This is a genomic window from Pseudohoeflea suaedae, assembly GCF_004354915.1.
Classification (GTDB): domain Bacteria; phylum Pseudomonadota; class Alphaproteobacteria; order Rhizobiales; family Rhizobiaceae; genus Pseudohoeflea; species Pseudohoeflea suaedae.
This window is the reverse complement of record NZ_SMSI01000001.1, coordinates 161,552-187,271: the sequence shown is the minus strand read 5'-3', so window position 1 is coordinate 187,271 and position 25,720 is coordinate 161,552. Positions and strand designations below refer to the sequence as shown.

The 25,720-nt window shown below is 63.2% G+C and carries 28 protein-coding genes; 9 read left to right on the top strand and 19 right to left on the bottom strand.

Going from position 1 to position 25,720, the window contains the following annotated elements; all coding sequences use genetic code 11:
* Window positions 1-21: 21 nt before the first annotated feature.
* The 4 genes from sdhA to E2A64_RS00885 all read right to left on the bottom strand — a co-directional run bounded on the left by sdhA (window position 22) and on the right by E2A64_RS00885 (window position 3,322).
* On the bottom strand, window positions 22-1,863 hold the full coding sequence (sdhA, locus tag E2A64_RS00900) for a succinate dehydrogenase flavoprotein subunit (RefSeq protein ID WP_133282571.1): 1,842 nt from the start codon (window positions 1,861-1,863) through the stop codon (window positions 22-24).
* Window positions 1,864-1,869: 6 nt separating this feature from the next.
* Complete coding sequence (gene sdhD, locus E2A64_RS00895) at window positions 1,870-2,250, bottom strand: succinate dehydrogenase, hydrophobic membrane anchor protein (RefSeq protein WP_133282570.1); 381 nt, start codon at window positions 2,248-2,250, stop codon at window positions 1,870-1,872.
* A gap of 11 nt (window positions 2,251-2,261) precedes the next feature.
* A complete protein-coding gene (gene sdhC, locus E2A64_RS00890; RefSeq protein ID WP_133282569.1) occupies window positions 2,262-2,651 on the bottom strand; it encodes a succinate dehydrogenase, cytochrome b556 subunit in 390 nt (129 codons plus the stop codon).
* A gap of 185 nt (window positions 2,652-2,836) precedes the next feature.
* Window positions 2,837-3,322 (bottom strand): GNAT family N-acetyltransferase, encoded by a 486-nt coding sequence (locus E2A64_RS00885; protein WP_133282568.1) that lies wholly within the window; start codon window positions 3,320-3,322, stop codon window positions 2,837-2,839.
* Between the two features lie 199 nt (window positions 3,323-3,521).
* Between E2A64_RS00885 and E2A64_RS17945 the strand changes: the two genes are divergently transcribed.
* Window positions 3,522-4,055 (top strand): hypothetical protein, encoded by a 534-nt coding sequence (locus E2A64_RS17945; protein WP_194086910.1) that lies wholly within the window; start codon window positions 3,522-3,524, stop codon window positions 4,053-4,055.
* 162 nt (window positions 4,056-4,217) lie between these two features.
* Here the strand turns inward: E2A64_RS17945 and leuC are convergent, their stop codons facing one another.
* The 5 genes from leuC to rplS all read right to left on the bottom strand — a co-directional run bounded on the left by leuC (window position 4,218) and on the right by rplS (window position 8,091).
* Window positions 4,218-5,624 (bottom strand): 3-isopropylmalate dehydratase large subunit, encoded by a 1,407-nt coding sequence (gene leuC / locus E2A64_RS00875; RefSeq protein ID WP_133282567.1) that lies wholly within the window; start codon window positions 5,622-5,624, stop codon window positions 4,218-4,220.
* An 83-nt stretch (window positions 5,625-5,707) separates the two neighbouring features.
* Window positions 5,708-5,860, bottom strand: coding sequence for a hypothetical protein (locus E2A64_RS17770; protein WP_158285654.1), 153 nt, complete (start codon window positions 5,858-5,860; stop codon window positions 5,708-5,710).
* A gap of 59 nt (window positions 5,861-5,919) precedes the next feature.
* Entirely contained in the window at window positions 5,920-6,912 is a 993-nt protein-coding gene (locus E2A64_RS00870) for a glycosyl transferase family 90 (RefSeq protein WP_158285653.1), read from the bottom strand.
* Between the two features lie 50 nt (window positions 6,913-6,962).
* Window positions 6,963-7,484, bottom strand: a complete 522-nt coding sequence (locus tag E2A64_RS00865) for an MgtC/SapB family protein (RefSeq protein WP_244598105.1) — start codon at window positions 7,482-7,484, stop codon at window positions 6,963-6,965.
* Window positions 7,485-7,563: 79 nt separating this feature from the next.
* Complete coding sequence (rplS, locus tag E2A64_RS00860; protein WP_133282565.1) at window positions 7,564-8,091, bottom strand: 50S ribosomal protein L19; 528 nt, start codon at window positions 8,089-8,091, stop codon at window positions 7,564-7,566.
* Window positions 8,092-8,432: 341 nt separating this feature from the next.
* On the opposite strand from rplS, the gene E2A64_RS00855 reads away from it, so the two are divergent.
* Window positions 8,433-9,173, top strand: a complete 741-nt coding sequence (locus tag E2A64_RS00855; RefSeq protein ID WP_133282564.1) for a sulfite exporter TauE/SafE family protein — start codon at window positions 8,433-8,435, stop codon at window positions 9,171-9,173.
* 4 nt (window positions 9,174-9,177) lie between these two features.
* On the opposite strand, the gene trmD is transcribed toward E2A64_RS00855, so the two are convergent.
* The 5 genes from trmD to ffh form a co-directional block, all read right to left on the bottom strand.
* A complete protein-coding gene (trmD, locus tag E2A64_RS00850; protein ID WP_133282563.1) occupies window positions 9,178-9,876 on the bottom strand; it encodes a tRNA (guanosine(37)-N1)-methyltransferase TrmD in 699 nt (232 codons plus the stop codon).
* A complete protein-coding gene (rimM, locus tag E2A64_RS00845; RefSeq protein ID WP_133282562.1) occupies window positions 9,873-10,487 on the bottom strand; it encodes a ribosome maturation factor RimM in 615 nt (204 codons plus the stop codon). Before rimM ends, trmD begins: the two co-directional genes overlap by 4 nt.
* 140 nt (window positions 10,488-10,627) lie before the next feature.
* Window positions 10,628-11,041, bottom strand: a complete 414-nt coding sequence (gene rpsP / locus E2A64_RS00840) for a 30S ribosomal protein S16 (RefSeq protein WP_133282561.1) — start codon at window positions 11,039-11,041, stop codon at window positions 10,628-10,630.
* Between the two features lie 112 nt (window positions 11,042-11,153).
* Window positions 11,154-11,459: a chorismate mutase gene (locus E2A64_RS00835; RefSeq protein WP_133284193.1), complete on the bottom strand. Its 306-nt coding sequence runs from the start codon at window positions 11,457-11,459 to the stop codon at window positions 11,154-11,156.
* Window positions 11,460-11,473: 14 nt separating this feature from the next.
* Window positions 11,474-13,057: a signal recognition particle protein gene (gene ffh / locus E2A64_RS00830; protein ID WP_133282560.1), complete on the bottom strand. Its 1,584-nt coding sequence runs from the start codon at window positions 13,055-13,057 to the stop codon at window positions 11,474-11,476.
* A 350-nt stretch (window positions 13,058-13,407) separates the two neighbouring features.
* Here ffh and E2A64_RS00825 point away from each other — a divergent pair, with 350 nt between their 5' ends.
* The 6 genes from E2A64_RS00825 (at window position 13,408) to E2A64_RS00800 (ending at window position 19,292) form a co-directional block, all read left to right on the top strand.
* Window positions 13,408-14,451 (top strand): MBL fold metallo-hydrolase, encoded by a 1,044-nt coding sequence (locus E2A64_RS00825; protein ID WP_244598104.1) that lies wholly within the window; start codon window positions 13,408-13,410, stop codon window positions 14,449-14,451.
* 66 nt (window positions 14,452-14,517) lie between these two features.
* The gene (locus tag E2A64_RS00820) at window positions 14,518-14,679 is read left to right on the top strand and encodes a DUF1328 family protein (RefSeq protein WP_133282558.1); all 162 of its coding nucleotides are present in this window, start codon (window positions 14,518-14,520) and stop codon (window positions 14,677-14,679) included.
* A gap of 77 nt (window positions 14,680-14,756) precedes the next feature.
* On the top strand, window positions 14,757-15,635 hold the full coding sequence (gene dapF, locus E2A64_RS00815) for a diaminopimelate epimerase (protein ID WP_133282557.1): 879 nt from the start codon (window positions 14,757-14,759) through the stop codon (window positions 15,633-15,635).
* An 8-nt stretch (window positions 15,636-15,643) separates the two neighbouring features.
* The gene (mtaB, locus tag E2A64_RS00810; RefSeq protein ID WP_133284192.1) at window positions 15,644-16,966 is read left to right on the top strand and encodes a tRNA (N(6)-L-threonylcarbamoyladenosine(37)-C(2))-methylthiotransferase MtaB; all 1,323 of its coding nucleotides are present in this window, start codon (window positions 15,644-15,646) and stop codon (window positions 16,964-16,966) included.
* Window positions 16,957-18,621, top strand: coding sequence for a signal recognition particle-docking protein FtsY (gene ftsY, locus E2A64_RS00805; RefSeq protein WP_133282556.1), 1,665 nt, complete (start codon window positions 16,957-16,959; stop codon window positions 18,619-18,621). The genes mtaB and ftsY overlap by 10 nt, the downstream gene beginning before the upstream one ends.
* Entirely contained in the window at window positions 18,618-19,292 is a 675-nt protein-coding gene (locus tag E2A64_RS00800; RefSeq protein WP_133282555.1) for a septation protein A, read from the top strand. Before ftsY ends, E2A64_RS00800 begins: the two co-directional genes overlap by 4 nt.
* A 31-nt stretch (window positions 19,293-19,323) precedes the next feature.
* Here E2A64_RS00800 and E2A64_RS00795 read toward each other — a convergent pair whose 3' ends face one another.
* From E2A64_RS00795 to ccmA, 5 genes are all read right to left on the bottom strand, one after another.
* The gene (locus tag E2A64_RS00795) at window positions 19,324-19,941 is read right to left on the bottom strand and encodes a DsbE family thiol:disulfide interchange protein (RefSeq protein ID WP_133282554.1); all 618 of its coding nucleotides are present in this window, start codon (window positions 19,939-19,941) and stop codon (window positions 19,324-19,326) included.
* Window positions 19,938-20,126 (bottom strand): heme exporter protein CcmD, encoded by a 189-nt coding sequence (gene ccmD / locus E2A64_RS00790; protein ID WP_133282553.1) that lies wholly within the window; start codon window positions 20,124-20,126, stop codon window positions 19,938-19,940. Before ccmD ends, E2A64_RS00795 begins: the two co-directional genes overlap by 4 nt.
* On the bottom strand, window positions 20,123-20,887 hold the full coding sequence (locus E2A64_RS00785) for a heme ABC transporter permease (RefSeq protein ID WP_133282552.1): 765 nt from the start codon (window positions 20,885-20,887) through the stop codon (window positions 20,123-20,125). Before E2A64_RS00785 ends, ccmD begins: the two co-directional genes overlap by 4 nt.
* Window positions 20,888-21,261: 374 nt before the next feature.
* A complete protein-coding gene (gene ccmB, locus E2A64_RS00780; protein WP_133282551.1) occupies window positions 21,262-21,924 on the bottom strand; it encodes a heme exporter protein CcmB in 663 nt (220 codons plus the stop codon).
* Window positions 21,921-22,571, bottom strand: coding sequence for a heme ABC exporter ATP-binding protein CcmA (gene ccmA / locus E2A64_RS00775; protein WP_133284191.1), 651 nt, complete (start codon window positions 22,569-22,571; stop codon window positions 21,921-21,923). Before ccmA ends, ccmB begins: the two co-directional genes overlap by 4 nt.
* A 319-nt stretch (window positions 22,572-22,890) precedes the next feature.
* Between ccmA and acnA the strand changes: the two genes are divergently transcribed.
* Complete coding sequence (acnA, locus tag E2A64_RS00770) at window positions 22,891-25,584, top strand: aconitate hydratase AcnA (protein ID WP_133282550.1); 2,694 nt, start codon at window positions 22,891-22,893, stop codon at window positions 25,582-25,584.
* Window positions 25,585-25,720 lie beyond the last annotated feature (136 nt).

Genomic DNA, 25,720 nt, shown 5'->3' with positions numbered 1-25,720 from the left:
ATTTCCGGTTTTCCGCTTCCATCAGTAGACGCGCGCCTTTGGCTTGATCTTGTCGTAATCAATTCCGTCGGCGATGAGTTCGGTGTGGACGGGGCGGTAATCGAGCGAAACCTTGCCGGACGCATCGACCCAGGACAGCGTGTGCTTGCGCCAGTTCTCGTCGTCGCGGCCGCCCATCGGGCCGTCCTTGTAATCCTCGCGGGCATGCGCGCCGCGGCTTTCCTTGCGGGCCTCCGCCGAATAGACGGTGGTGATGGCGTTGGCCATCAGGTTCTCGAGTTCCAGCGTTTCCATCAGGTCCGAGTTCCAGATCAGCGAACGGTCGGTGACCTTCACGTCGGGAAGTTCGGTCCAGAGCTCGGAAATGCGCTTGCAGCCTTGTTCGAGCGATTCCTGGGTGCGGAAGACGGCTGCGTCTTCCTGCATGGTGCGCTGCATCTTCTCGCGCAGTTCGGCCGTCGGCGTCGAGCCATCGGCGTAGCGGATGCGGTCGAAGCGCTCGAGAATCTTCTCGGACGCCGACGCATTGATCTGCGGGATGGCGCTCGCGCGGTCGATCACCTCGCCGGCGCGGATGGCGGCGGCGCGGCCGAAGACCACGAGGTCGATCAGCGAGTTGGAGCCCAGACGGTTGGCGCCGTGCACCGAGGCGCAGCCGGCTTCACCCACGGCCATCAGGCCCGGGGTCACGCGGTCGGGTTCGGCTTCGGTCGGGTTCAGCACCTCGCCCCAGAAGTTCGTCGGAATGCCGCCCATGTTGTAGTGGACGGTCGGCAGCACCGGGATCGGCTCGCGGGTCACGTCGACGCCGGCGAAGATCTTGGCGCTTTCCGAGATGCCCGGAAGGCGCTCGGCGAGAACGGCCGGGTCGAGGTGGTCGAGGTGAAGGAAGATGTGGTCCTTGTTCTTGCCCACGCCGCGGCCTTCGCGGATTTCCATCGTCATGCAGCGCGATACGACGTCACGCGATGCGAGATCCTTGGCCGATGGCGCATAGCGCTCCATGAAGCGCTCGCCCTCGGAATTGACGAGATAGCCGCCTTCGCCGCGTGCGCCTTCGGTGATCAGGCAGCCGGCGCCGTAGATGCCGGTCGGGTGGAACTGCACGAATTCCATGTCCTGCAGCGGCAGGCCGGCGCGGGCGATCATGCCGCCTCCGTCGCCGGTGCAGGTGTGCGCCGAGGTGGCCGAGAAATAGGCGCGGCCGTAACCGCCGGTCGCGAGAACCACCATCTTTGCGGCAAAGCGGTGAATGGTGCCGTCATCGAGGTTCCAGGCGATCACGCCGGTGCAGCGCCCATCCTCCTCCATGATGAGGTCGAGGGCGAAATACTCGATGAAGAATTCCGCGTTGTTGCGGAGCGACTGGCCGTAGAGCGTGTGCAGGATGGCATGGCCGGTCCGGTCGGCGGCGGCGCAAGTGCGCTGCACGGGCGGGCCGTCGCCATAATTCTGCATGTGCCCGCCGAAGGGGCGCTGGTAGATGCGGCCGTCCTCGGTGCGCGAGAAGGGCACGCCGTAGTGTTCGAGCTCGTAGACTGCCTTGGGGGCCTCGAGGGCGAGATACTGCATGGCGTCGACGTCGCCGAGCCAGTCGGAACCCTTGACGGTGTCATAGAGGTGCCACTGCCAGCAATCGGGCGTCATGTTCTGCAGGCTGGCCGCAATCCCGCCCTGGGCGGCAACCGTGTGCGAGCGGGTCGGGAAGACCTTCGAGATGCAGGCTGTCTTGAAGCCCTGTTCGGCCATGCCGAGGGTGGCGCGCAGACCGGCGCCGCCGGCACCCACCACCACCACGTCATAGGCGTGGTCGACGATGGTGTAGGCGCGGCCGTTGACGTTCATTTCATTTTTCATTGCCATCGGGGCTCAACCTCCGAAGCCGAGTTTGAGAACGGCGAAGAGGCAAAGTGCGCCGATCATTATCGTGAAGAAGGTGTTGGCCATGACGGCCAGGAACTTGGTCTTCTCGCCATGGACGTAGTCGTCGATGATCTCCTGCATGCCGATGCGCATATGCACGAGGCCGGCAATCAGCATCAGGCCCAGCAGCACAGCGATGAAGGGGTTGGACAGCGAGCCCACGACTTCTTCGTAAGGCGCGCCGGCATGGGCGATCAGGAAGACGACAAAGAAGATGACGAGGGGAATGAAGGCGAGCGCCGTGATGCGCTGTTTCCAGAATGTATCCGTGCCGTCCCTTGCAGAACCCAGGCCGCGAACTTTGCCGAGAGGTGTGCGCATATCCATGATCTGTTCTCCTAGACGGCCAGCACGATGAGCCAGATGACGACGGTCAGCAGCACCGAGGCGACCGGCAGCGCCTTGGCGAGCTTCGTCGTGAAGTGCTTGTCGAAGCCGTAGCCGAGGTCCCACATGAAGTGGCGCAAGCCGCCGAGCATGTGGTGAATGAGCACCCAGGTATAGGCGAACAGAACGATCAGGCCGAACCACGAGCCGTAGATCCCGTTGACCCAGTCGAAGTATTCCTTGCCGCTCGCCGCGGCGATCAGCCACCACGCCACCAGGATGGTGCCGAAATACATCGCGCCGCCGGTGATGCGGTGGATGATCGACATCGCCATGGTGGGAATGAACTTGTAGACCTGCAGATGCGGCGAAAGCGGGCGGTTCTGGCTCATTTCGGACATGAGGATCCCTTTGATCTTCCCGGCCCGCATGAACGACGCGCGGGCGTTGACGGCCTTTTAGTGTGTTATGTGCACCGCGTCAAAGTCGTGATGCATCAGAGGGGGCACATCTTTCGTCCTATATTGCAGGGTGCATCTGCAGGCTGCAACGGACCCGGGCGGTGCCCCTCCGCCCGGTTGTAATCTTATCGGCCGGCGCCTTTCGGCGCCTGGGTCTGGTCGAAGGATATTTGCCAGCTCGTGTGATCGGCGGCGGATGCGATCTTCTCGTAGAGCTTGCGGCCGTCCTCGGGCAGGCGCGGGGCATTCAGCATCAATCGCGACCAGCCATAGGTATCCGCGCGGTCGGCGAGCATGTCGATCATGGCGCGCGCGATGCCGAGACCGCGTCGCGCGTGACTGACATAGATATGATCCACCTGTCCCTGCCGCATGCCCGTCACCGGATCCGGCAGGTCGTAGAACATGACGAAGCCGACCAGTTCGCCGTCGAGCCGGGCGCCGAAGACCTGGGCCGAACGATCCTGAAGAAGCTGTTCGGCATAAAATTCGTCAGGCCGGCGCGGCGCACCGCGCTTGAGCGATTGCACATAGCTTGCCAGAAGCGGCGCAAGCTGGTGCGCATCATTGAGATGAAGAAGCCCGATGTCGATGTTTTCGTCGTCAGTCATGGAATTCCTGTCGCTTTCGGGCTGCATGTTTTTCGCGAATCAGCGGCCCGGTCAAGCTTGCCGCGCCTGTTCCATCTGCGATCTTAAGGTTAAAATCGATCTAATAGCCGCCGGCCTTGGCTGCGGAACCGTTATCAGCGACAATCGTTATTGCTAAAGTACGTCTGTGCGACGCAATCCACGCCTGAAAGGCAGGGTAATGAGTATGTATATAGCGGCGAAAACGAAGATCCTGATCTCCCTGACGGTGCTGGCGTTGGCGGCGCCGTCCTATGCAAGCGCGCAATCGGCTGTTCCTCTTCCGCCGAATGGTGGCCCGACATGGAAGTTCGAGCGTGATCGCGACCGCCATCACCACAAGGGTGGCCACCACGGTCGGGACCGTGACGACTGGAAGAAGCACCGCCGCAGCGACCGGCGTGACCGCGACGAATGGGGACGCCGGGGCTCCGACAAACACCACTGGGGCAAGCGCCGCGACGAGCGCTACGGCAAGGATTTCTACTCCGGCGACGTGCCTGCCGGGACCTATTCCGGCAGCTGGTCGGCCTGGGAAGATCCAGGCAACGGCACCTACACCTATTCGCAGGGCAATGGCGTGGGCGGCGACGGGATGCGCATTTTCGAAGTGCCGACCCGGGCAGGCCCGAAGGTGCTCGGCGTGACCCCGGAAAGCTTCGAAGGCGCCTGCGACACGTCCGGTGGTGTCTGCATCATCCGCCCGGGCAACTAGACTGTCCGGACGAGCGGCCGGATCCAGTCACGCATGTCGAATGCGGTGAATTGCGATCGCTCCCGCGATGCTCATTCGGCCTTGCGGCCCGCATAAGGCAAAGAAAAACCCCCGGCAGCGATGCTTCCGGGGGTTTCCATTTTCAGGTCCCGTCCGTCCGGCCTATTTCCACTCGCGGATGTCGACGAAGTGACCGGCGACGGCCGCAGCGGCGGCCATTGCGGGCGAGACGAGATGAGTCCGGCCCTTGAAGCCCTGGCGGCCCTCGAAATTGCGGTTCGAGGTCGAGGCGCAACGCTCTTCCGGCTTCAGGCGGTCGTCGTTCATCGCCAGGCACATCGAGCAACCCGGTTCGCGCCATTCGAAACCGGCTGCGAGGAAGATCTTGTCGAGCCCCTCGGCTTCAGCCTGTTCCTTCACCAGACCCGAGCCGGGAACGACCATCGCGTTGACGGTCGCGGCAACCTTGCGGCCTTCGATAACCTTGGCGGCGGCACGCAGGTCCTCGATCCGGCCATTGGTGCACGACCCGATGAAGACGCGGTCGATCGCAATGTCGGTGATCGGGGTGCCGGGCTTGAGGCCCATATAGTCGAGCGCGCGCTGCTTGGAGGCGCGCTTGTTCTCGGGCATGTCGGCCGGATCGGGCACGACGCCGTTGACCGAAATCACATCCTCTGGCGAGGAGCCCCAGGACACGATCGGCGGCAGATTGGCGGCATCGAGCTTGACCACCTTGTCGAAATGGGCGCCTTCTTCGGTGTGCAGCGACTTCCAATAGGCGACCGCCTGATCCCAGGCCTCGCCCTTGGGCGCGCGGGGACGGCCCTTGATGTATTCGAAGGTCTTTTCGTCGGGCGCGATTAGGCCGGCACGGGCGCCGCCTTCGATCGTCATGTTGCACACCGTCATGCGGCCTTCCATCGTCAGGTCGCGGATGGCTTCGCCGGCGAATTCGATGACGTGGCCAGTGCCGCCGGCGGTGCCGATCTCGCCGATGATGGCCAGGATGATGTCCTTGGCGGTGACGCCCTCGGGCAGCTTGCCGTCCACCTGGACGAGCATGTTCCTGGCCTTCTTCTGGATCAGCGTCTGGGTGGCGAGCACGTGCTCGACTTCCGAGGTGCCGATGCCATGGGCCAGCGCGCCGAATGCACCATGCGTCGAGGTGTGGCTGTCTCCGCAGACAATCGTCATGCCCGGCAGGGTGAAGCCCTGTTCGGGGCCGACAATGTGGACGATGCCCTGACGCTTGTCCTTCTCGGAATAGTATTCGACGCCGAACTCGGCGGTGTTGGCGGCCAGCGCCTCGACCTGGATGCGGCTTTCCTGGTTCTTGATGCCCTCGACACGGTCCGGCGTGGTCGGCACGTTGTGGTCGACGACGGCGAGCGTCTTCTCCGGTGCGCGGACGGTGCGATTGGCATTGCGAAGGCCTTCGAAAGCCTGCGGGCTGGTGACTTCGTGGACCAGATGGCGGTCGATATAGAGCAGGCAGGTGCCGTCATCCTGGCGGTCGACGACATGGTCGTCCCAGATCTTGTCGTAAAGGGTGCGGGGTGCGCTCATTGTTTTCTCTTCTATGTCAAAAAGTTCGTGGTGGGCCGGGCTCGCACGCTTTGGGGAGCCTCCGGCGGTGACGGGCATGCGGTTCAGCCGAGGAAGCTTCCGTCAGCGCCCGTCAGGGCCGCGAAGAACCGCGCAGGCAGCCGCTTGTGGTCACCGACAGGCAGGAACTCGAGCGAGGTCCGTCCGTGGGTGCGACCGGTAAAGCGCATGCCGTCAAGGATCGAGTAGGTGATCATGGCCGCTCCAATACCAGCGTTTCACGTGAATCGCAATTGAAACGGCAAAACCCGGCATGTCAGCTCTCCCCGAAAAACAGGGGGGAGAAGGTCGATGGCGGGAGTTGTGCCGTCGCCTCGAAATACTTCTGCAGCACCAGAAGCGAAACGATGCGCTCCAGCTTCCTGTCCGCCATGTGGCGGACATAGGCGTTGGCGTTCGCGACGATGCGCAGGGCCCGGTCGGGATCGGCTTCCAGCGCGTCGATCTTCTCGTCGAGATCGGAGAAGTCGTCGGCGAGTTCGACATAGTGCAAGTCGGGGACCAGTCGGCTTTCGAGAAACCAGGTCTCAAAGCGTGGGCGCGTCATCAGGCATACACTGCCCGAGGCCATGATCCATTTGAGGTTGGTCGCCACGTCATTGCCTTCCACGGAGATGATGTAGCGATAGGCCATCTGCTCCTCCCGGGTCATGAACGATTTCGGCGCAATTCCTTCGAAAGGTTCACCGATATGGCCCACATCTGCCGCGGGGTTTCCCGCGTGGCGACGCACAAGCGCGGTTCGCAGGCGGTTATGAATACCGCCGCGCCAGACCGCGCGTCCGGCTTTGTCGTTCCAGGCTCGCCTGTCGCTCGTCAGTTTGAAATGCCTTAGCTTGTCGAGATTGAGCAGAACCGAATTGACGTTTTCCCGGCTGATTGGCCGGCTCTTGACCAGGCTGGCATGGCCGGGGACGTGGGTGATGTCACCGAACAGGTAATCAACGCGAAGATGCGCCGGAAAATACTTCAGATATTCGTTGAGATCGTAGAAATAGCGGCTGCTTCGCCGGCTGATGCGGCGGAGGCTGCATTCCGGGTTTGCCGCAGTGGCGGCGGAGAGCTGGTTGCAGAGGTTGACCCGTTTGAAGATTTCGGGTTGCTCCGAAGCAGCCTCGCCAAGACGGGCAAAAAGCCGTTCCCGATATGCGTAGAACGGAGTTCGAGGCGCGATGTCGCAAACGGCGCCCTTGCCGTAAAAGACGAGCCGCTCAGCAATCGGTTCAAGTTTGCCCCGTATGAATGCCATTTTGCCGCATAACATCCAGGGATCACGATATAAAGAATAATAAGTTCGCCCTATGTGTCGCCCTTGAGTTCCCAGGCGCCTTCGAACCATCTCAGCGCCACGAGGATCAGCAGGCCGAAAACCGCTGCCGCAAGGCCGATGCCCCAATAGCCGAAGCCGACGGACAATCCGGTCGCCGCGGCAAGCCATATGCCGGCACCCGTCGTCATGCCGCGGATCTTGCCCTGGTTGAAGATGATGAAACCGGCGGACAGAAATGCCACGCCCGCCGTGACCGCCTCGATGATGCGCAGCGGATCGAGCCGCACCGTGTCGCCAAAATCAGGGCCTGCGGCGACCTCAATCGCGATGATGGCGAAGAGGGCGGCGGACAGCGAGACAAGCATGTGCGTTCTCAGGCCCGCCGCGCGGGACTTGATCTCGCGCTCGTAACCGATGCCGGCCACCAGAAGCGTCGCTCCGATCAGCCGTGTGACGATGACCGGGTAGGGAATTTTCGTGGGTGTGAAGATATCGGCGATAATGGCGTCGAGCATCTGGTGGAAATGCCGGAGCGCGAGTGTTTGTTCCACCCCGGGCAGCGGGCCCGCAGAACAAAAAACGCCGGAAACCTGCGTTCCCGGCGTTCTCTAAATTCGATGGAAGCAGATCTTATTCTGCGTTGCCTTCGGTGTTTTCTGCAGCGGCAGCCTTCTCGGAGGCTTCGGCAGCGGCCTTTTCAGCGGCGAGAGCCTCGGCTGCTGCGATCTTCTCGGCTTCGATGCGGGCCTTTTCCTCGGCGAAAGCGGCGCGCTCGGCATCGTTGAGCTTGCGGGCGCGGGTGCCGGTGTTCTCGACGATACGGGCCGACTTGCCGCGGCGATCGCGGAGGTAGTAGAGCTTGGCGCGGCGGACGCGGCCGCGGCGGACCACTTCGACGCCCTCGACGAGCGGGGAGTAGACCGGGAACACGCGCTCGACGCCTTCGCCATAGGAGATCTTGCGAACGGTGAAGTTCTCGTGGAGGCCCGAGCCGGAGCGTGCGATGCAGACGCCTTCATAGGCCTGCACGCGGGTGCGGGAGCCTTCCGTCACGCGGACGTTGACGCGCACTGTGTCGCCGGCGGAAAATTCCGGAAGCTTGCGCTTCTCTTCGATACGGGCGGCCTCTTCGGCCTCGAGCTGCTGAATGATGTTCATCGGACGAACCTTTTATTTGTTCTCGACAGCCAGAGCGCTCTGCGTGGACCTGTCGGTTCATGCTCCATCAGGGGAGCCATCCCTTCAAGTCTTGTCCGGTCGAGGTTTGTGACCGCTTCCGGACAGGAGCGAATACGCCATTCATTGATTGACGGTTGCCGGGTAGACCCCGATCCGGGCGGGCATTTACACCAGTTTTCCCCGCTTGTCACGCCCGAACGCCGAGATTCTCGACGGGGCCAGCGTCGTTGTCTATTGCTGGTGCATTGCGAATTCGGCTAAATCCGGGCCTCCGTCCCGACCGGCATTCGGTCGGGCATCCGCTTCCGCAAGGCGCCTTCATGCCGATCTTCGATATCATTCTCCTGTTTTCCGCCGGCTTCGTGGCCAGCGCCGTCAATGCAATCGCCGGTGGCGGCACGTTCCTGACCTTTGGCGCGATGAGCCTGACAGGCGTTCCGCCGATCATGGCGAATGCCACGTCGTCGGTCACACAATTTCCCGGCTATGTGACTTCGGTGCTCGCTTATCGCGACGAGATCCGTCGCGATTTCCGCGAGGTCATGCTGATCGGAGGCCTTTCGATCCTCGGCGCCATCGTGGGTTCGCTGACGCTGCTGTCGCTTTCCAATCCGGCCTTCAAGCAGATCGTTCCGTGGCTGCTGATTGCAGCCACCATGCTGTTTGCGGTCGGACCCTATATCAAGATCAAGCGTGCGCAGGACCGGCCGATGGGAATCGATGGCTGGATCGCGCAATTCGCGACCTCGATCTATGGCGGGTTCTTCGGCGCGGGCATGGGCATCATGATGCTCGCCGTGCTCGGCCTGTCGAAGGGCGGGGACTATCACCGGCTCAACGCCATCAAGAACTTCGCCGCGGTGCTGATCGCGGGGGTTGCCATCTGCGTGTTCTTCACCGGAGGCGTCGTTGCCTGGCTGCCGGCCGCCATCATGATCCCCGCCGGCGCGCTCGGCGGTTATGCCGGGGTATGGGCCGCGCGCCGGGTGCCGCAAGCAATCATCCGGGCGGCCGTCATCGCCGTGGGGCTGGCGCTCAGCTGGTACTATTTCACCAACTGATCAGTCAGTCCGCATCGGGGTGGCCGGCGAGAAGGTCCGGTCTGCGTTCGCGGGTCAGCGCCAGCGACTGCTCGTGCCGCCATTTGCGGATCGCGGCGTGGTTGCCGGACGTGAGGATCTCGGGAATGGTGCGGCCTTCCCATTCGGCGGGCCGCGTGTAGTGCGGATATTCGAGAAGCCCGTTCTCGAAGCTTTCCTCGCCACCGGATTCCGCGGAGCCCATGACCCCCGGCAGCAGACGGATCACCGCGTCGAGCAGGGTGAGCGCCGCCGGTTCGCCGCCCGAGAGAATGTAGTCGCCGATCGAGACTTCCTCGAGGCCGCGCGCGTCGATCACGCGCTGATCGACACCTTCGAAGCGTCCACAGACGATGGTGACACCCGGCCCCTCCGCGAGTTCGCGCACACGTGACTGGGTCAATGGCCTGCCGCGCGGGCTCATCAACAGCCGGGGGCGTCGATCGCTTTCGGCGGAGGCATGGTCGATGGCCGCGGCAAGCACATCGGCCTTGAGCACCATGCCGGCCCCACCGCCGGACGGCGTATCGTCGACCGAGCGATGCTTGTCCGAGGCGAAATCGCGGATCTGCAGCGTCTCGATCGACACATCGCCGCGTTCGATCGCGCGGCCCGCCAGCGAATGGCCGAGGTGACCGGGAAACATCTCGGGATAGAGCGTGAGAACGGTGGCGCGGAAGCTCATGCCGCGCCGTCTCCGCCGGATTTCGGCTTCTGCTTGGGCTTGCGCGGCTTCCTGGCCGGCGCGGGCTGCTCGTTGGCCTGCGCCTCGCTGCCGTCGTCGAGCAGACCGGCTGCGTCGGGGTCGACGAGAATGCGGCCGGCCTCGATATCGATCTCCGGCACCGCTGCGAGCGAGAAGGGGATGACGACGGACTTGCCGTTTGCTCCCCGCAACTCGAGCAGATCGCCGCCGCCGAAATCGAAGATCGCGGTAATGACCCCCCAGGACCTGCCTTCGGCGTCGAAGGCTTCAAGGCCCTCGAGGTCGGCATGGAAGAACTCGTCTTCCTCGAGTTCGTCATCCGGCAGGCTGGAGCGGTCGACAAACAGCTCGATGCCGCGCATCGCCTCGGCCTGGTTGCGGTCGTTGACCCCCATCAGGCGCAGAACGACGACATTGCCGTTGGGGCGGGCCGACAGCACTTCGTAGCGCTCGCCCTTGGCGTCGTGGAGCACGCCGTAGCCGGCAAGGGCTGTCGGTTCGTCGGTATAGGGCTTGACCCGCAGCTCGCCCCGGATTCCCTGCGGGGCACCGATCACGCCGACGAGAACGGGGTTTAGCAAAGACTTCATGGTCCGATGTCCTTCCGGAGGCGCCGTTTCGACAAGTCTGACGTCCCGGACTGTGCGCGGAGAGGTCCGCGAAGGCAAGTCGGGCGGCCGTTCCGTCGCCGGAAGGCCGCCCGATGCAAAGGTTTCGAAAGAGCGCCGGATTACTCGGCGGCTGCTTCCTCGGCCGGTGCTTCTTCAGCCGGAGCGGCGGCTGCTTCGGCAGCGGCTGCAGCGGCTTCTTCCTGCTTGGCCTTGCGCTCGGCTTCGCGTTCCTGAGCCTTCTTGCCCGGCTTCGCCTTGTTGGGGTTGTTGCGGGCATCACGCTCCACCAGGCCGGCCTCGGCGAGGAAGCGGGCAACACGGTCGGTCGGCACGGCGCCGTTTTCGATCCAATGCTTGGCGCGGTCGGTGTCGATCTCGACGCGGTTTTCGGAATCGCGCGGCAGCATCGGGTTCCAGTGGCCGATCTTCTCGATGAAGCGGCCGTCACGCGGGCTGCGGACGTCGGCGATGACGACGTGGTAGTACGGGCGCTTCTTGGAGCCGCCGCGGGCCAGACGAATTTTCAGTGCCATGTTGTTTCTCCTTAGGCAATGTCGCGGGTGCTTCGCACCCATTTCGTGGTCTCGGGCGCTCGGCGCCCATTCTTGTTGACGGGCGCTTGCGCCCGCTTTCTTCGGGTAAGGCTCAGTCGTCGCTCAGTTCGGCGGCGATGGCCTTGTGATGCTGGATGACTTCCTTGATCACGAAGTTCAGGAAAGTCTCGGCGAAGTCCGGATCGAGATCGGCATCGCGGGCCAGCTGGCGCAGCCGTTCGATCTGGTATTTCTCCCGCTCCGGATCGCCGGGAGGAAGATCGTTGGTGGCCTTCAGGCGTCCCACCGCCTTGGTGCAGCGGAACCTTTCGGCCAGAATGTGGATCAGCGCGGCATCGTAATTGTCGATAGACCGCCGGTATTCGGAGAGCTGCTGAATGGCCTCTGCCTGTGTCATCGCGCCATCACCGCTCATTTCTTCTTCGGCAGGCCGGGAAGGCCGCCGCCCATGCCGGGCAATCCACCCGGGCCACCCGGGCCACCGAGACCCGGCAGCTTGCCGCCAGGCATGCCCGGAAGTCCGCCGCCCGGCATCTTGCCGAGACCGACCGCCTCGGCCTGCTTCTGCAGTGCTTCGAGTTCCTTCGGGCTCATCTTGGAAAGATCGGGCATGCCGCCCATTCCACCCATGCCGCCAAGACCCATCTTGCCGGCCATGCCGCCCATCAGGCCCTTCATCATGCCGCCCTTCTTGCCCTTGCCGCCCATGGCTTTCATCATGTCGGCCATCTGCCGGTGCATCTTGAGAAGCTTGTTGATCTGGGCTGCGTCGGTGCCGGAACCGGCGGCAATGCGCTTCTTGCGCGAATGTTTGAGGATGTCGGGATTGGCGCGCTCGGCGCGGGTCATCGAGGAAATGATGGCGAGCTGGCGGTTGAAGATGGAATCGTCCATGCCGGCGGCGGCCATCTGATCCTTCATCTTCCCCATGCCCGGCATCATGCCCATGATGCCACCCATGCCGCCGAGCTTCTGCATCTGGCGAAGCTGGTCGGCGAGGTCGTTGAGGTCGAACTTGCCGGCCTTCATCCGCGCGGCCATCGCCTGCGCCTGTTCGGCGTCGATGGCTTCCGACGCCTTCTCCACGAGCGAGACGATGTCGCCCATGCCGAGGATGCGGTCGGCGATGCGGCGCGGATAGAACTCTTCCAGCGCGTCCATCTTCTCGCCGGTACCGATCAGCTTGACCGGCTTGCCGGTGACCGCGCGCATGGAAAGCGCCGCGCCGCCGCGGCCGTCGCCGTCCATGCGGGTCAGAACGAGACCGGTGATGCCGACGCGTTCGTCGAAATTGCGGGCGAGGTTGACGGCGTCCTGACCGGTCAACGAATCGGCGACAAGCAGGATTTCATGCGGGTTCGAACGGGCCTTGATATCGGCCATCTCGACCATCAGCGGCTCGTCGATATGGGTACGGCCCGCGGTATCGAGAATGACGACGTCATGGCCGCCGAGCCTGGCTGCCTGCACCGCACGCGCGGCGATATCGGTCGGCGACTGGCCGGCGATGACCGGCAGCGTGTCGACGCTGGCCTGCTCGCCGAGCTGCCTGAGCTGTTCCTGGGCAGCCGGACGACGGGTGTCGAGCGAGGCCATCAGGACCTTCTTGCGGTCCCGGGTTTCCAGACGCTTGGCGATTTTCGCCGATGTCGTCGTCTTGCCCGAGCCCTGCAGGCCAACCATCATGATGACCACGGGCGCGGCTGCATGCAGATCTATGCCGATCCCTTCGGATCCCAGCATCTCGACCAGTTCGTCATGGACGATCTTGACGACCATCTGGCCGGGTTTGATCGACTTGACGACCTGCGCGCCGATGGCCTTTTCGCGGACCTTTTCAGTGAAGTCGCGCACCACCTCGAGGGCGACGTCGGCTTCCAGCAAGGCGCGGCGGATTTCGCGCATCGCCTGGGCGACGTCCTTTTCCGACAGCGCACCGCGGCCGGTCAGCCCGTTGAGAATGGATCCAAGGCGATCCTGAAGGTTTTCGAACATCCAATCGTCCTAACGTTCCGGAGTTTCCTCCGGCTCATATGGGCCGCAAAGGGCGCTGCGCCAAACCGCGCGCCTTCCGCGTCTTCGAGGACGGGCCATGCACAAAGCCGAACGGCACCCGAGGGCGCATCGCGCTGTCGGGTGTTGACCTCCGGGATCGGCCCCTTCGGGCGCCCCGGTCGGCGGCTCGCAATAAGCTCGTCGCAGAATTCGCTGCGCTTAAACAGGAGATGGACCGGAAAGTCAAGCTCGGCGGGGTGTTGCGGTCGCCGGGAGGCTTGATCGGCGGGTTGGCGCACCCATATCGTCCAGACGAGCGAAGCATGATCCCCTTGCAGCCGGAGCCGCCTGTGCCGAAGAAAAATCCCTACTACTCCGGGCCGGAGAGCGATCATTTCGACGGCACCCGCTTCTTCAATCCGGAAGGCATGACGCCGCACGGGCTCAAGGACGTCTTCAAGTGGAAGATGCAGCCCATGGCCAAATGGCCGAAGCACACCGAAAACAAGGCGGCACCCGCTGCGCCGCCGGCGCGCGTGGAGGGCGACGGCATCCGGGTGACGGCGATCGGCCATGCCGCCCTGTTGATCCAGACCGCCGGAGTGAACATTCTCACCGATCCCGTCTGGTCCGAACGTGCCAGCCCCGTGCCCTTCATCGGCCCGAAACGCCGGCGTGAGCCGGGCATGCCGCTCGATGATCTGCCGGATATCGATCTGATCCTGCTGTCGCACAATCATTATGACCATCTCGATCTGGCGACCCTGAAACGGCTTCATCAGCGCAACGCCCCGCGGGTCGTCACGCCGCTCGGCAACGACCGGATCATCCATGCCAAGGTTCCGGACATGGACGTCGAGACCGGTGACTGGGATGACGTGACGCAATTCGGACCGCTGACCATCCATTTCGAACGCTGTCACCATTGGTCGGCGCGGGGTGTGGGAGACCGCTCCATGGCCTTGTGGTCGGGCTTCACCGTGGAGACGGGCCAGCGCCGCATCTTCCACATCGGCGATACCGGCTATGACCACGGACGCCCTTATGAGCTGGCCAGGAAAAAGCATGGCGATTTCGATCTCGCGATCCTGCCGATCGGCGCCTACGACCCGCGCTGGTTCATGAAGGACCAGCACCAGAACCCGGAGGAAGCGGTCAAGGGGTTCGAAACGCTCGGCGCAACCCACGGGATCGGCCATCACTGGGGGACCTTCCAGCTCACCAACGAATCCATGCACGATCCGCGCAAGCAGTTGGCCGAGGCGCTGGAAAGCCGCGGCATACTCGCCCATCGCTTCCGGGCGCTCGAGCCGGCCGAACATTGGGACATTCGGGAAACCGGACCCGATCCCAGGCGCGGCGATAGTGCGGATATCCACGCACCGGCCGTGTAAGCAGGGAACCTGCGCCGCTCCGGCCGCGTTTAGCGGGTGGAAAATTTCACGCGGAGGCAATTTCCAATGATTAAATGGATTCTCATTCTACTCGTCGTCGCAGCCGTTGCCGGTCTGCTCGGCTTCAATTCGATTTCCGGTGCGGCCATGACCGGCGCCAAGCTGCTGATCGGCATCGTGCTGATCCTCTTCCTGCTTGTGCTCTTCGGCATAGTGGCGATCGCCTAGACAAGCTCACCCCAGAGACGAGACGTAAAGGGAACCGGCACTGGTAATCAGTGCCGGTTTCAGCCATATAGCAGGGCATGAACACCCAAGCGCCATTCGCCCGCATGAACGGGCTCGGAAACGAAATCCTCGTCATCGACATGCGCGGGCGGAACGACCGCGTCACGCCCGAGGCGGCGATCGCGCTTGCGTCTGGCGAACATACGCATTTCGACCAGATCATGGCCATTCACGACGCCCGGCTTCACGGAACCGATTTTCGTGTCGAGATCCTGAACGCGGACGGCAGCCAGGCGGAAGCCTGCGGCAACGGCACGCGCTGCGTCGTGCAGGCGCTTTCGGCCGAGACGGGCCGCATGTCCTATACATTCGAGACACGGGCAGGCATCGTGAACGCCGAGGAACATGCCGACGGCACGATATCCGTCGACATGGGCAAGCCCGTATTCGACTGGGACAAGATCCCGCTTGCCGAGGAATTCCACGACACCAGCCGCATAGAGTTGCAGATCGGGCCGATCGATGCGCCGATCCTGCATTCGCCGTCGGTTGCCTCGATGGGCAATCCCCATGCGATCTTCTGGGTCGAGAGGGACATCCACGACTACGACATCAGGCGCTTCGGTCCGCTCCTGGAAAACCATCCGATCTTCCCCAACCGCGCCAACATCACCATTGCCCAGGTGACGTCTCCGACGAGCATCGAGATGTGGACCTGGGAGCGCGGCGCGGGGTTGACGAAGGCCTGCGGTTCGGCGGCCTGTGCGACGGCGGTAAGCGCCGCGCGCACCGGGCGCACGGGTCGCAAGATGACGGTGACCGTTCCCGGCGGTCCGCTCGAGATCGAATGGCGCGAGAACGACCACGTCATCATGACGGGCCCCGCCGAATGGGAATGGTCGGGTCATGTCGATCCCGCAACCGGCTCCTGGGAGCGCGAAGGGGAGACGGCGTGAGCGAGACCTTGCGCCCCGTGAAAACCCTCACCTTCGGTTGCCGTCTGAACATCTACGAATCCGAGGCGATCTCGAAAGCTGCCGCCGAGGCCGGGCTTTCCGATACGCTCGTGGTCAATACCTGCGCGGTGACGGCGGAAGCGGTGCGTTCGGCGCGTCAGCAGATCCGCAAGGCGCGGCGCGAGAATCCCGACATCCGCATCGTGGTGTCGGGCTGCGCGGCGCAGACCGAGCCGGAAACCTTCGCCGCCATGCCGGAAGTGGACGCGGTGATCGGCAATGATCTGAAGACAAGGGCCGAAACCTATCGCAGCCTGCCGGATTTCGGCGCGAGGGACAGCGAGAAGATCCGCGTCAACGATATCATGAGCGTGCGCGAGACGGCGCCGCAGATGGTCGATTCCATCGAGGGGCATACACGCGCCTTCGTCCAGGTCCAGAACGGCTGTGACCACCGCTGCACCTTCTGCATCATTCCCTATGGTCGCGGCAATTCCCGCTCGGTCCCGATGGGCGCGGTGGTCGAGCAGGTCGGCAAACTGGTCGACAACGGCTATCGCGAAATCGTGCTGACCGGGGTGGATGCCACGAGCTACGGCACCGATCTTCCGGGAAGGCCGACGCTCGGTCGTCTCGTGCAGACGGTCCTGCGCGAGGTTCCGGATATCGAACGGCTTCGCCTGTCGTCCATCGATTCCATCGAGGTGGACGAGGCGCTGATGGACGCGGTGGCGACCGACCGCCGCTTCATGCCCTATCTCCATCTGTCGTTGCAGCATGGCGACAACCTGATCCTGAAGCGGATGAAGCGGCGGCATTCCCGCGAGGAAGCGCTGGCCTTTGTCGAGACGATGCGCTCGCTGCGTCCCGGTTTCGCCTTCGGCGCCGATCTCATTGCCGGTTTCCCGACAGAAACGGACGCGCATTTCCAGCGCTCGCTCGATCTGGTCGAGGAGGCGGGGATCGCCTTCCTGCATGTCTTCCCCTACAGCCCGCGGCCGGGCACGCCGGCGGCCCGCATGCCGCAGCTCGATCGCGGTCTGATCAAGGACCGCGCCGCGCGGCTGCGCCAGGCCGGTGCCCGCTCGCTCGACCGTCATCTCGATGCGATGGTGGCGCGGGGCGGGGTGCATGACGTGCTCGTCGAGCGCAACGGCATCGCCCGGACCGAGAATTTCACCCCGGTGCGGGTGCAGGCCGATTGGTCGCCGGGTCCGCGCAGCATTCGCATTGCCGGTCATTCGGACGGTATGCTGACCCTCATGGACGAACCGGTGCGTGATCGCGCGCCTGCCGGCGCAAGACAACTCGAGGTCGCGACATGGCGATGAATTTCATCAAGAAGGTCTTCTCCTTCGGCAAGAAACAGGCCGAGGAAAAATCCGAGGAGACAGCGCCGGAGGCCATCCCCGCAAGCGCCGTGCCGGATGCCGAACCAGCGGCTGAAGCGGCCGCCGAAGTCGGTCATTTTCCGCGGGACGGCGGGATGCAGTTCACGCCGGAAACGGCCGCCGGGACCGATCTCGCACCGGCTCCTCCGGCCGACGAGACACATGCTGGCGAAACGCCGCCTGTCGATGACGAAGCAGCAGATGAGCCGGACAGTGTCAGCGATCTGAAAGCCGCCCCGGAAATCGAGGAAGCCGAGGCAACGGAAGCTTTCGCCGTCGATGCGGCGGAGAGTGTGCCGGAAGCGCCAGAAGGCCCAGCAGCGGCGGCCGAGGACACGCCGCTTGCTGAGCCTGCAGCAGACCTCGAAGAGGCGATGGATACGCTCGAGGGTGCGATTGGTGATGTCGAAGCGGCTGTGGAAGCGGTGGTGGAAGAGATGGCCACCGAGCCGGCGGTCGCCGAGCCTGTTTCCGAACCCGAACCCGAACCCGAACCCGAACCCGAACCCGAACCCGAACCCGAACCCGAACCCGAACCCGAACCCGAACCCGAACCCGAACCCGAACCGAAGCCTGTCGGCTATTCGGGATCGTCGCAGGTACGCATCGGACGGGAGCTGACGGATGCGGGTGCGGATGCCGGCGCATCGGTGGAACCCGAAAGCTCCGTCGAGCGGCGGAGCTGGTGGCAGCGCCTGCGTGAAGGCCTGTCGCGCTCGTCGGCTCAACTGTCCAACCAGGTCACCGGCATCTTCACCCGCCGCAAGCTCGACGAGGATACGCTGCAGGATCTCGAGGACGTGCTGATCCAGGCGGATCTCGGGCTCGAGACGGCGCTCAGGATCACCGATACGCTATCTGCGGGCCGCTACGGGCGCGATGTCTCCTCAAAGGAGGTCGCGCAGGTGATGGCGACCGAGATCGAGACCGTGCTGACGCCCGTCGCAAGGCCCCTGGAACTCGATCTGAGCCACAAGCCGCACGTCATTCTCGTCGTCGGCGTCAACGGAACCGGCAAGACCACCACGATCGGCAAGCTGGCCGCCAAGCTGACCGCTGGCGGACTGAAGGTCACGCTGGCCGCAGGCGACACGTTCCGCGCCGCCGCGATCGAGCAGCTGAAGATCTGGGGCGAGCGGACAAATTCCGAAGTGGTGGCGACGAAGCTCGGCGCGGATGCGGCCGGCCTCGCCTATGAGGCGATCGAACGGGCGCGCGAGAACAGGTCGGACGTCGTCATCATCGACACGGCCGGCCGGTTGCAGAACAAGGCCGAACTGATGGACGAGCTCGCCAAGGTCGTCCGCGTGATCGGCAAGCTCGACCCGGACGCTCCGCACACGGTGCTGCAGACGCTCGATGCGACGACCGGACAGAATGCACTCAACCAGGTCGAAATCTTCCGCAATGTCGCGGGCGTCAACGGGCTGGTGATGACCAAGCTCGATGGAACGGCACGGGGCGGCATTCTTGTCGCCATCGCCGCCAAGCACAAATTGCCGGTCTACTTCATCGGCGTGGGCGAGGGGGTCGACGATCTCGAGCCTTTCGAGGCAAAGGATTTCGCGCAGGCGATCGTTGGAGAGACGGAATGAACACCCAGCCCGATAATGACGAGACCATATTCGAGCGCGATCCCGGCGACCCGAAGCGCAAGCACATCAACCCCATGCTCAAGCTGGCGCTGGAACTTGGGCCGCTTCTCGTCTTCTTCTTCGCCAATTTCAGGGGCGAATGGATCGGCGAGAAAATTCCATTTCTCGCCCAGCTCGGCGAACCGATCTTCATCGGCACGGCCTGCTTCATGGTGGCCACCGCGATCGCGCTCACCATCTCCTGGGTGCTTACGCGCACCATTCCCATCATGCCCGTTCTTTCCGGGGCCATCGTGCTCGTCTTCGGCGCGCTGACGCTCTGGCTTCACGACGAAACCTTCATCAAGTTGAAGCCGACGATCATCAACACGATGTTCGGCGTGATCCTGCTCGGGGGGCTCGCCTTCGGAAAGTCGTTTTTGGGCTACGTCTTCGATTCCGCCTTCCGGCTCGATGCCGAAGGCTGGCGCAAGCTGACCTTCCGCTGGGGCCTGTTCTTCCTGTTCATGGCGGTCCTGAACGAATTCATGTGGCGCAATTTCTCGACCGACACCTGGGTCGCCTTCAAGGTCTGGGGCAACATGCCGCTGTCGATCCTGTTCATGGCCGCGCAGATGCCGCTGATGATGCGTCACGCGCTGCCGGAAGAGGGCGAGGCAGAGAAGAAGTGACCGTCACTTTTACGCCTGACGGCCAAGCCGCCTATTTGACCGCATGTTCGGCGATGAGCGGCTCGAGCTTTTCCGCGATCAACTCTTCCGTGAAAGGTCCGATCTGCTTGAACAGGATCGTGCCGTCGGGACCGACGAGATAGGTTTCGGGAATGCCGTAGACGCCCCAGTCTATCGAGGCCTGGCCGCGTGGATCGATGCCGACGGCGGCGTAGGGATTGCCGAGTTCGTCGAGAAATTGCAGCGCGTTCTCGGTCTTGTCCTTGTAGTTGATCGCGACCACTTCGATGCGCGGGTCCTTCGACAGTTCCAGCAGATAGGGGTGTTCCTGCCGGCAGGGTACGCACCAGGATGCAAATACGTTGATGAGCGTCAGCTTGCCGGCGATCTCGCCGTCCGTGAGCGCAGGCACCTGCGAACCGTCATGCATGAGCCCTTCGAGTGGCGGCAGGTCGAGCAAGGGTGCCTTGGTGCCGATCAGCACGGATGGCACCTCATTGGCGTCACGGCCGGAAATGAGCTGCACGTAGAAGAAGATGGCCAGCAGGGCGAAGACGATGAGCGGCAGAAAGGCAAATATGAAGCGGCTGCGGCCGCTTCTGCCTGAGGATGCCTCGTCGTGATGCGGCTCGGAATGATCTGAACTCATGTGTCGGCCTGATCCTGCCCGGGTTCCTGGGCGGCGGACGAGCGACGGCGGATGCCTTGCGCTTCGAGTTCGGCCAGATCGCGCTTGCGGGCGCGCCCGTCGAGAAGGGTCATCAGCACAAGGCCGCCGATCAGAACGACGGCAGCCCCATAGGAGAGGGCGACATAGGTCGCGTGCGTCATCATGATTTCGCTCCGATGCGGCGGGCCGCATTCTGGCGCATCACGTTGACCCTGCGGCGCCAGATCTCGTTGCGCATCGCCATCAGATGCAGGGTGAAGAACAGAAGCGTGAAGCCGATCGCCATGACGAGAAGCGGATAGAGCAGCGTCGGATGAATGGTCGGGCCATCGGCGCGCAAGACGCTTGCCGGCTGGTGCAGCGTGTTCCACCAGTCGACCGAGAACTTGATGATCGGGATGTTGATGAAACCGATGAGCACGAGCACCGCCGAAACGCGGGCCGAGCGGTTCGCATCGTCCATGGCGCGATCGAGCGCTATCAGGCCGAGATACATCAGAAACAGCACGAAAAAGGACGTCAGGCGCGCGTCCCAGACCCACCAGGTGCCCCACATGGGTTTGCCCCAGAGGCTGCCGGTAACCAGGGCGAGCGCGGTGAAGACCGCTCCGATAGGAGCTGCCGCCCTGACCGAGACGTCGGCCAGCGGGTGTCGCCAGACGAGCGATCCGATCGCCGATACCGCCATGATGGAATAGCACATCATGGCAAGCCAGGCCGAGGGCACATGAATGAACATGATGCGCACGGTGGAGCCTTGCTGGTAGTCCTCCGGTGCCGTGAACGCCATGTAGAGGCCGATCACGAGCGTGATCGCCGTGAGGCCGGCAAGCCATGGTGTCAGCCGTCCGGCCAGACCGAGGAAGCGGGTCGGGTTGGCGAGACTGGTGAACCAGCCGGGGCGGGATGCGGTCGTTTCACTCATAAATCACTGCACGTCTTTGCAACGGTTTCCATGGCGTGCGTTGGTCCTGAATTGCCTGCCTATTAGGGTCAGGACCTGTTAATCTGGTTGGAATGGTCTGATCGAATTTGTGCGGATGCGCGAAGCGAGGCCGCAGGAAGGCTCAAGCCTTTCAAGGCCTCGCGACAAAGCAGCCCGTACAAATTCGTCCGATCCGAAGGACGCCTGATCTGGCTGCGATCTGCCGCGTCAAAGTCCTCGACCGGGGCGACGGCCCCGCTCTTCGGACTTTTCCTTACATATCTTGCCACCTCAAGCGCCATTCCAATCATATTAACAGGCCCTGACCCTTAAGCTATCAGGCTTTTCATAACAATGATCTCAATCAAAGGTGATCAATCCGCCGCAGCCCTGAGCGCCAGTGCGGCGGCCAGCGGACCGATGACGGCGAAGAACAGCGTGATCGCGCAGAGGATCAGGAAGGGCGGCATGAAGGGGTCGGGATCGGTGACGGCCGCATAGGCAGCGCTCACCCCGAAGATCAGTACCGGAATCGTCAGCGGCAGGATCAGCACCGAAACCAGAAGTCCGCCGCGCGGCAGCGACACCGCGATCGCAGCACCCGCAGCCCCGATGAGGGCGACCGCCGGCGAGCCGACCAGAAGCGTCAGCAGCACCGCGCCGGATGCTTGCAGGTCCATGTTCATCATCAGCGACAGGAGCGGCGAGGCGACGACCAGCGGCAGGCCGGTCGCGACCCAGTGGGCGGCGGTCTTGACCAGGATCGTGATCACCAGACCGGCAAAATCCTGCATCAGGAGAATGTCCAGGGAACCGTCCTCCCGGTCGGCCTGAAACAGCCGGTCGAGCCCGAGAAGGGAGGCCAGCAGGGCGCCGATCCAGAGAATGGCCGGCCCGATGCGCGCAAGCAGGTTGAGATCGGGGCCGACGCCGAAGGGAATGACCGCGACGACGGCCATGAAGAACAACAGCCCCAGCATGGCGGCGCCACCGGAGCGGCCGGCGATCTTCAGGTCGCGGAAAAAGAGCGCGCTCATATCCAGCCCTCCGCACCGGTCTCGCTGCCGATTGCCGCGGGTGCAATTTCCAGATTGCCGACGCCCGGAATGTCGAGCGGCAGATGGGTGGCCGCAATCATCATCCCGCCATTCGCCAGATGGCCGGAAGCGAGGGAGCCGAACAGCTTGTCGGACCGCCTGTCGAGCGCCGCGGTCGGTTCGTCGAGGATCCAGAGCGGGCGGGCGGTCACCAGAAGCCGGGCGAGAGCGATCCGTCGCTGCTGACCTGCCGAGAGATAGCCGAAAGGCAGATGGCCGATGCCGTCGAGTTCGACCGCCGAAATCGCGTCGGGAACCGAAAGTCCTTCCGCGGTCTCATTGGCCTGGAATGACTTCCAGAAGGCGAGGTTCTCGGAAACGGTCAGTTCGCGCTTCATCGCATTGCGGTGACCCAGATAGTGGACCGCGTCAAGAACGGGAACCGATGTTCCCGCGTCATCCCGGACGGCGAATGTTCCGGCCTCGGCAGGCAGAAGGCCCGCAATGATTCGCAGAAGGGTGGACTTGCCGACGCCGTTGGGGCCGGTGATCGTCAGCCCCTCGCCCGAACAGAGCCTGAAACTCACCTCCGAGAACAGCAGGTTCGCACCCCGTCGCCCCGCCATCCTGTCCGCTTCAGCCCGCATTTCACCCCTCGGATATTCGTCTTCGTCCGGGCGCGACCGGCGCGCCGCAGCGACCCCCAATCTCATACCCAAGTCCTAATGCCAAATCGACAATAAGCTCTGGATCGCTTTTAGGAAATTATCTATAAGGCCAGCAACACGCCAACGGCCGGCGTGATTGTCATTTAGAGCCGAACATGGCGGTTTTTCCCGACCGTCACGGGCGGACAGCGGAAATGGTCGTACCCGCACCCTCGTCACGTTCCCAGCGTGGCAGGTGTTCGCCAGTGATCCTGACGGATCCACAGCTTCGGCCGAACAAGAAGAAAGCGGGTAGCAAGTGGCCAACTCACTCGACAGCTTCAACTGCCGATCCACCCTGACGGTCGACGGCAAGGACTATACCTATTTCAGCCTGACGAAGGCCGAAGAGAACGGATTGAAGGGCATTTCCCGTCTGCCCTATTCGATGAAGGTTCTTCTCGAAAACCTGTTGCGCAACGAAGACGGCAACTCGGTCAAGAAAGCCGACATCGAAGCTGTCGCCTCCTGGCTCAACGACAAGGGCAAGGACGGTTACGAGATCGCCTACCGTCCCGCCCGCGTTCTCATGCAGGACTTCACCGGCGTTCCGGCCGTCGTCGACCTTGCCGCCATGCGCGATGCGATGGTCTCGCTCGGCGGTGATCCGGAAAAGATCAACCCGCTGGTTCCCGTCGACCTCGTCATCGACCATTCGGTCATCGTCGACGAATTCGGCACCCCGCGCGCCTTCGCCCAGAACGTGGAGAAGGAATATGAGCGCAATGGCGAGCGCTACCGCTTCCTCAAATGGGGTCAGCAGGCGTTCAAGAACTTCCGCGTCGTGCCCCCCGGCACCGGCATCTGCCACCAGGTGAACCTGGAATATCTCGGCCAGACCGTCTGGACCAGGGAAGAGGGCGACGAGACGATCGCCTATCCGGATACCTGCGTGGGTACCGACAGCCACACCACGATGATCAATGGCCTGGGCGTTCTCGGCTGGGGCGTCGGCGGTATCGAAGCCGAAGCGGCCATGCTCGGCCAGCCGATCTCCATGCTGCTGCCGGAAGTCATCGGCTTCAAGCTGACCGGCAAGATGAAGGAAGGCGTGACCGCGACCGACCTCGTGCTCACCGTCGTGCAGATGCTGCGCAAGAAGGGCGTGGTCGGCAAGTTCGTCGAATTCTTCGGCGACGGCCTCGATCACCTGACGCTCGCCGATGCGGCCACCATCGGCAACATGGGTCCGGAATATGGCGCAACCTGCGGCTTCTTCCCGATCGATTCGGAAACGCTGAACTACCTCAACATGACCGGCCGCGAATCCGACCGTATCGCGCTCGTGGAAGCCTATGCGAAGGAGCAGGGCATGTTCCGCGAAACCGGTTCGGAACAGCCCGTCTTCACCGACACGCTGGAACTCAATCTCGGCGCCGTCGTGCCCTCGATGGCAGGTCCGAAGCGTCCGGAAGGCCGCCAGTCGCTCGAAGATGTCGGCGCGCGCTACCGCGAAGCCTTCACCGCCGAGTACCGCAAGGATGCCTCCGAGATCGACAGGCGCTACAAGGTCGAAGGTGAGGATTACGATCTCGGTCACGGCGATGTGGCAATCGCGGCGATCACGTCGTGCACCAACACCTCGAACCCGAGCGTGCTGATCGGCGCTGGCCTCCTGGCCCGCAATGCCAACCGCCTCGGCCTCAAGCAGAAGCCGTGGGTGAAGACCTCGCTGGCGCCCGGATCGCAGGTCGTCGCCGAATATCTCGAGAATTCCGGCCTGCAGAAGGAACTCGACCAGATCGGCTTCAACCTGGTCGGCTTCGGCTGCACCACCTGCATCGGCAACTCCGGCCCGCTGCCGGCGCCGATTTCCAAGACCATCAACGACAAGGGTCTGATTGCCGCAGGCGTCCTGTCGGGCAACCGCAATTTCGAGGGCCGCATCTCGCCCGACGTGCAGGCGAACTATCTCGCCTCGCCGCCGCTGGTGGTGGCCTATGCGCTGGCCGGCAACGTCAACATGGATCTGACCAAGGAGCCCCTCGGCCAGGACAAGGACGGCAACGACGTTTTCCTCAAGGATGTCTGGCCCTCGAACGAGGAAATCCAGGAATACATCCTGAAATACGTCACCCGTGCACTGTTCGCGACCAAGTATGCCGACGTGTTCAAGGGCGACGAGAACTGGCAGGCGGTCGAAGCGCCGAAGAGCCAGACCTACGCATGGGACGACAACTCGACCTATGTGCAGAACCCGCCCTACTTCGTGGGAATGGGCAAGAAGGCCGATGCCGTCTCCGACATCAAGGGCGCCCGCATCCTGGGCCTCTTCGGCGACAAGATCACCACCGACCACATTTCGCCGGCCGGTTCGATCAAGGCGCAGTCTCCCGCCGGTGCCTATCTCATGGATCACGGCGTGGGCGTTGCCGACTTCAACCAGTACGGCACGCGTCGCGGCAACCATGAAGTGATGATGCGCGGCACCTTCGCCAATATCCGCATCCGCAACCACATGCTCGGCGCGAATGGCCGTGAAGGCGGCTACACGATCCACTATCCCTCCAAGGAGGAGATTTCGATCTACGACGCCGCCATGCGCTACAAGGAAGAGGGTGTGCCGCTGGTCATCTTCGCCGGTGGCGAATACGGCAACGGATCGTCGCGCGACTGGGCTGCGAAGGGCACCAACCTTCTCGGCGTCAAGGCCGTGATCGCCGAATCCTACGAACGCATCCACCGTTCGAATCTGGTCGGCATGGGCGTCGTTCCCTTCACCCTCGAAGACGGCACGTCCTGGGAATCGCTGGGCCTGAAGGGTGACGAGACCGTCACCATCGATGGTCTGTCGGACATCAAGCCGCGCCAGAAGATGGTCGCCAAGATCACCTTCGCGGACGGCACCACCAAGGATGTTCCGATCCTCTGCCGCATCGATACCGCCGACGAGCTCGGCTACGTCAACAATGGCGGCATCCTGCAGACCGTGCTGCGCGACCTCGCCGCGTAAAATGCACATGCAGGGCTAGAACGCGAAACCCGCCGGGACTGCCCCGGCGGGTTTTTTGATGGGCTCCGACATGCCATGCCGCTGACACGGCAGATGTGATCGCTCTCACCCCAATGTGATTTGGACGTGTGCAGAG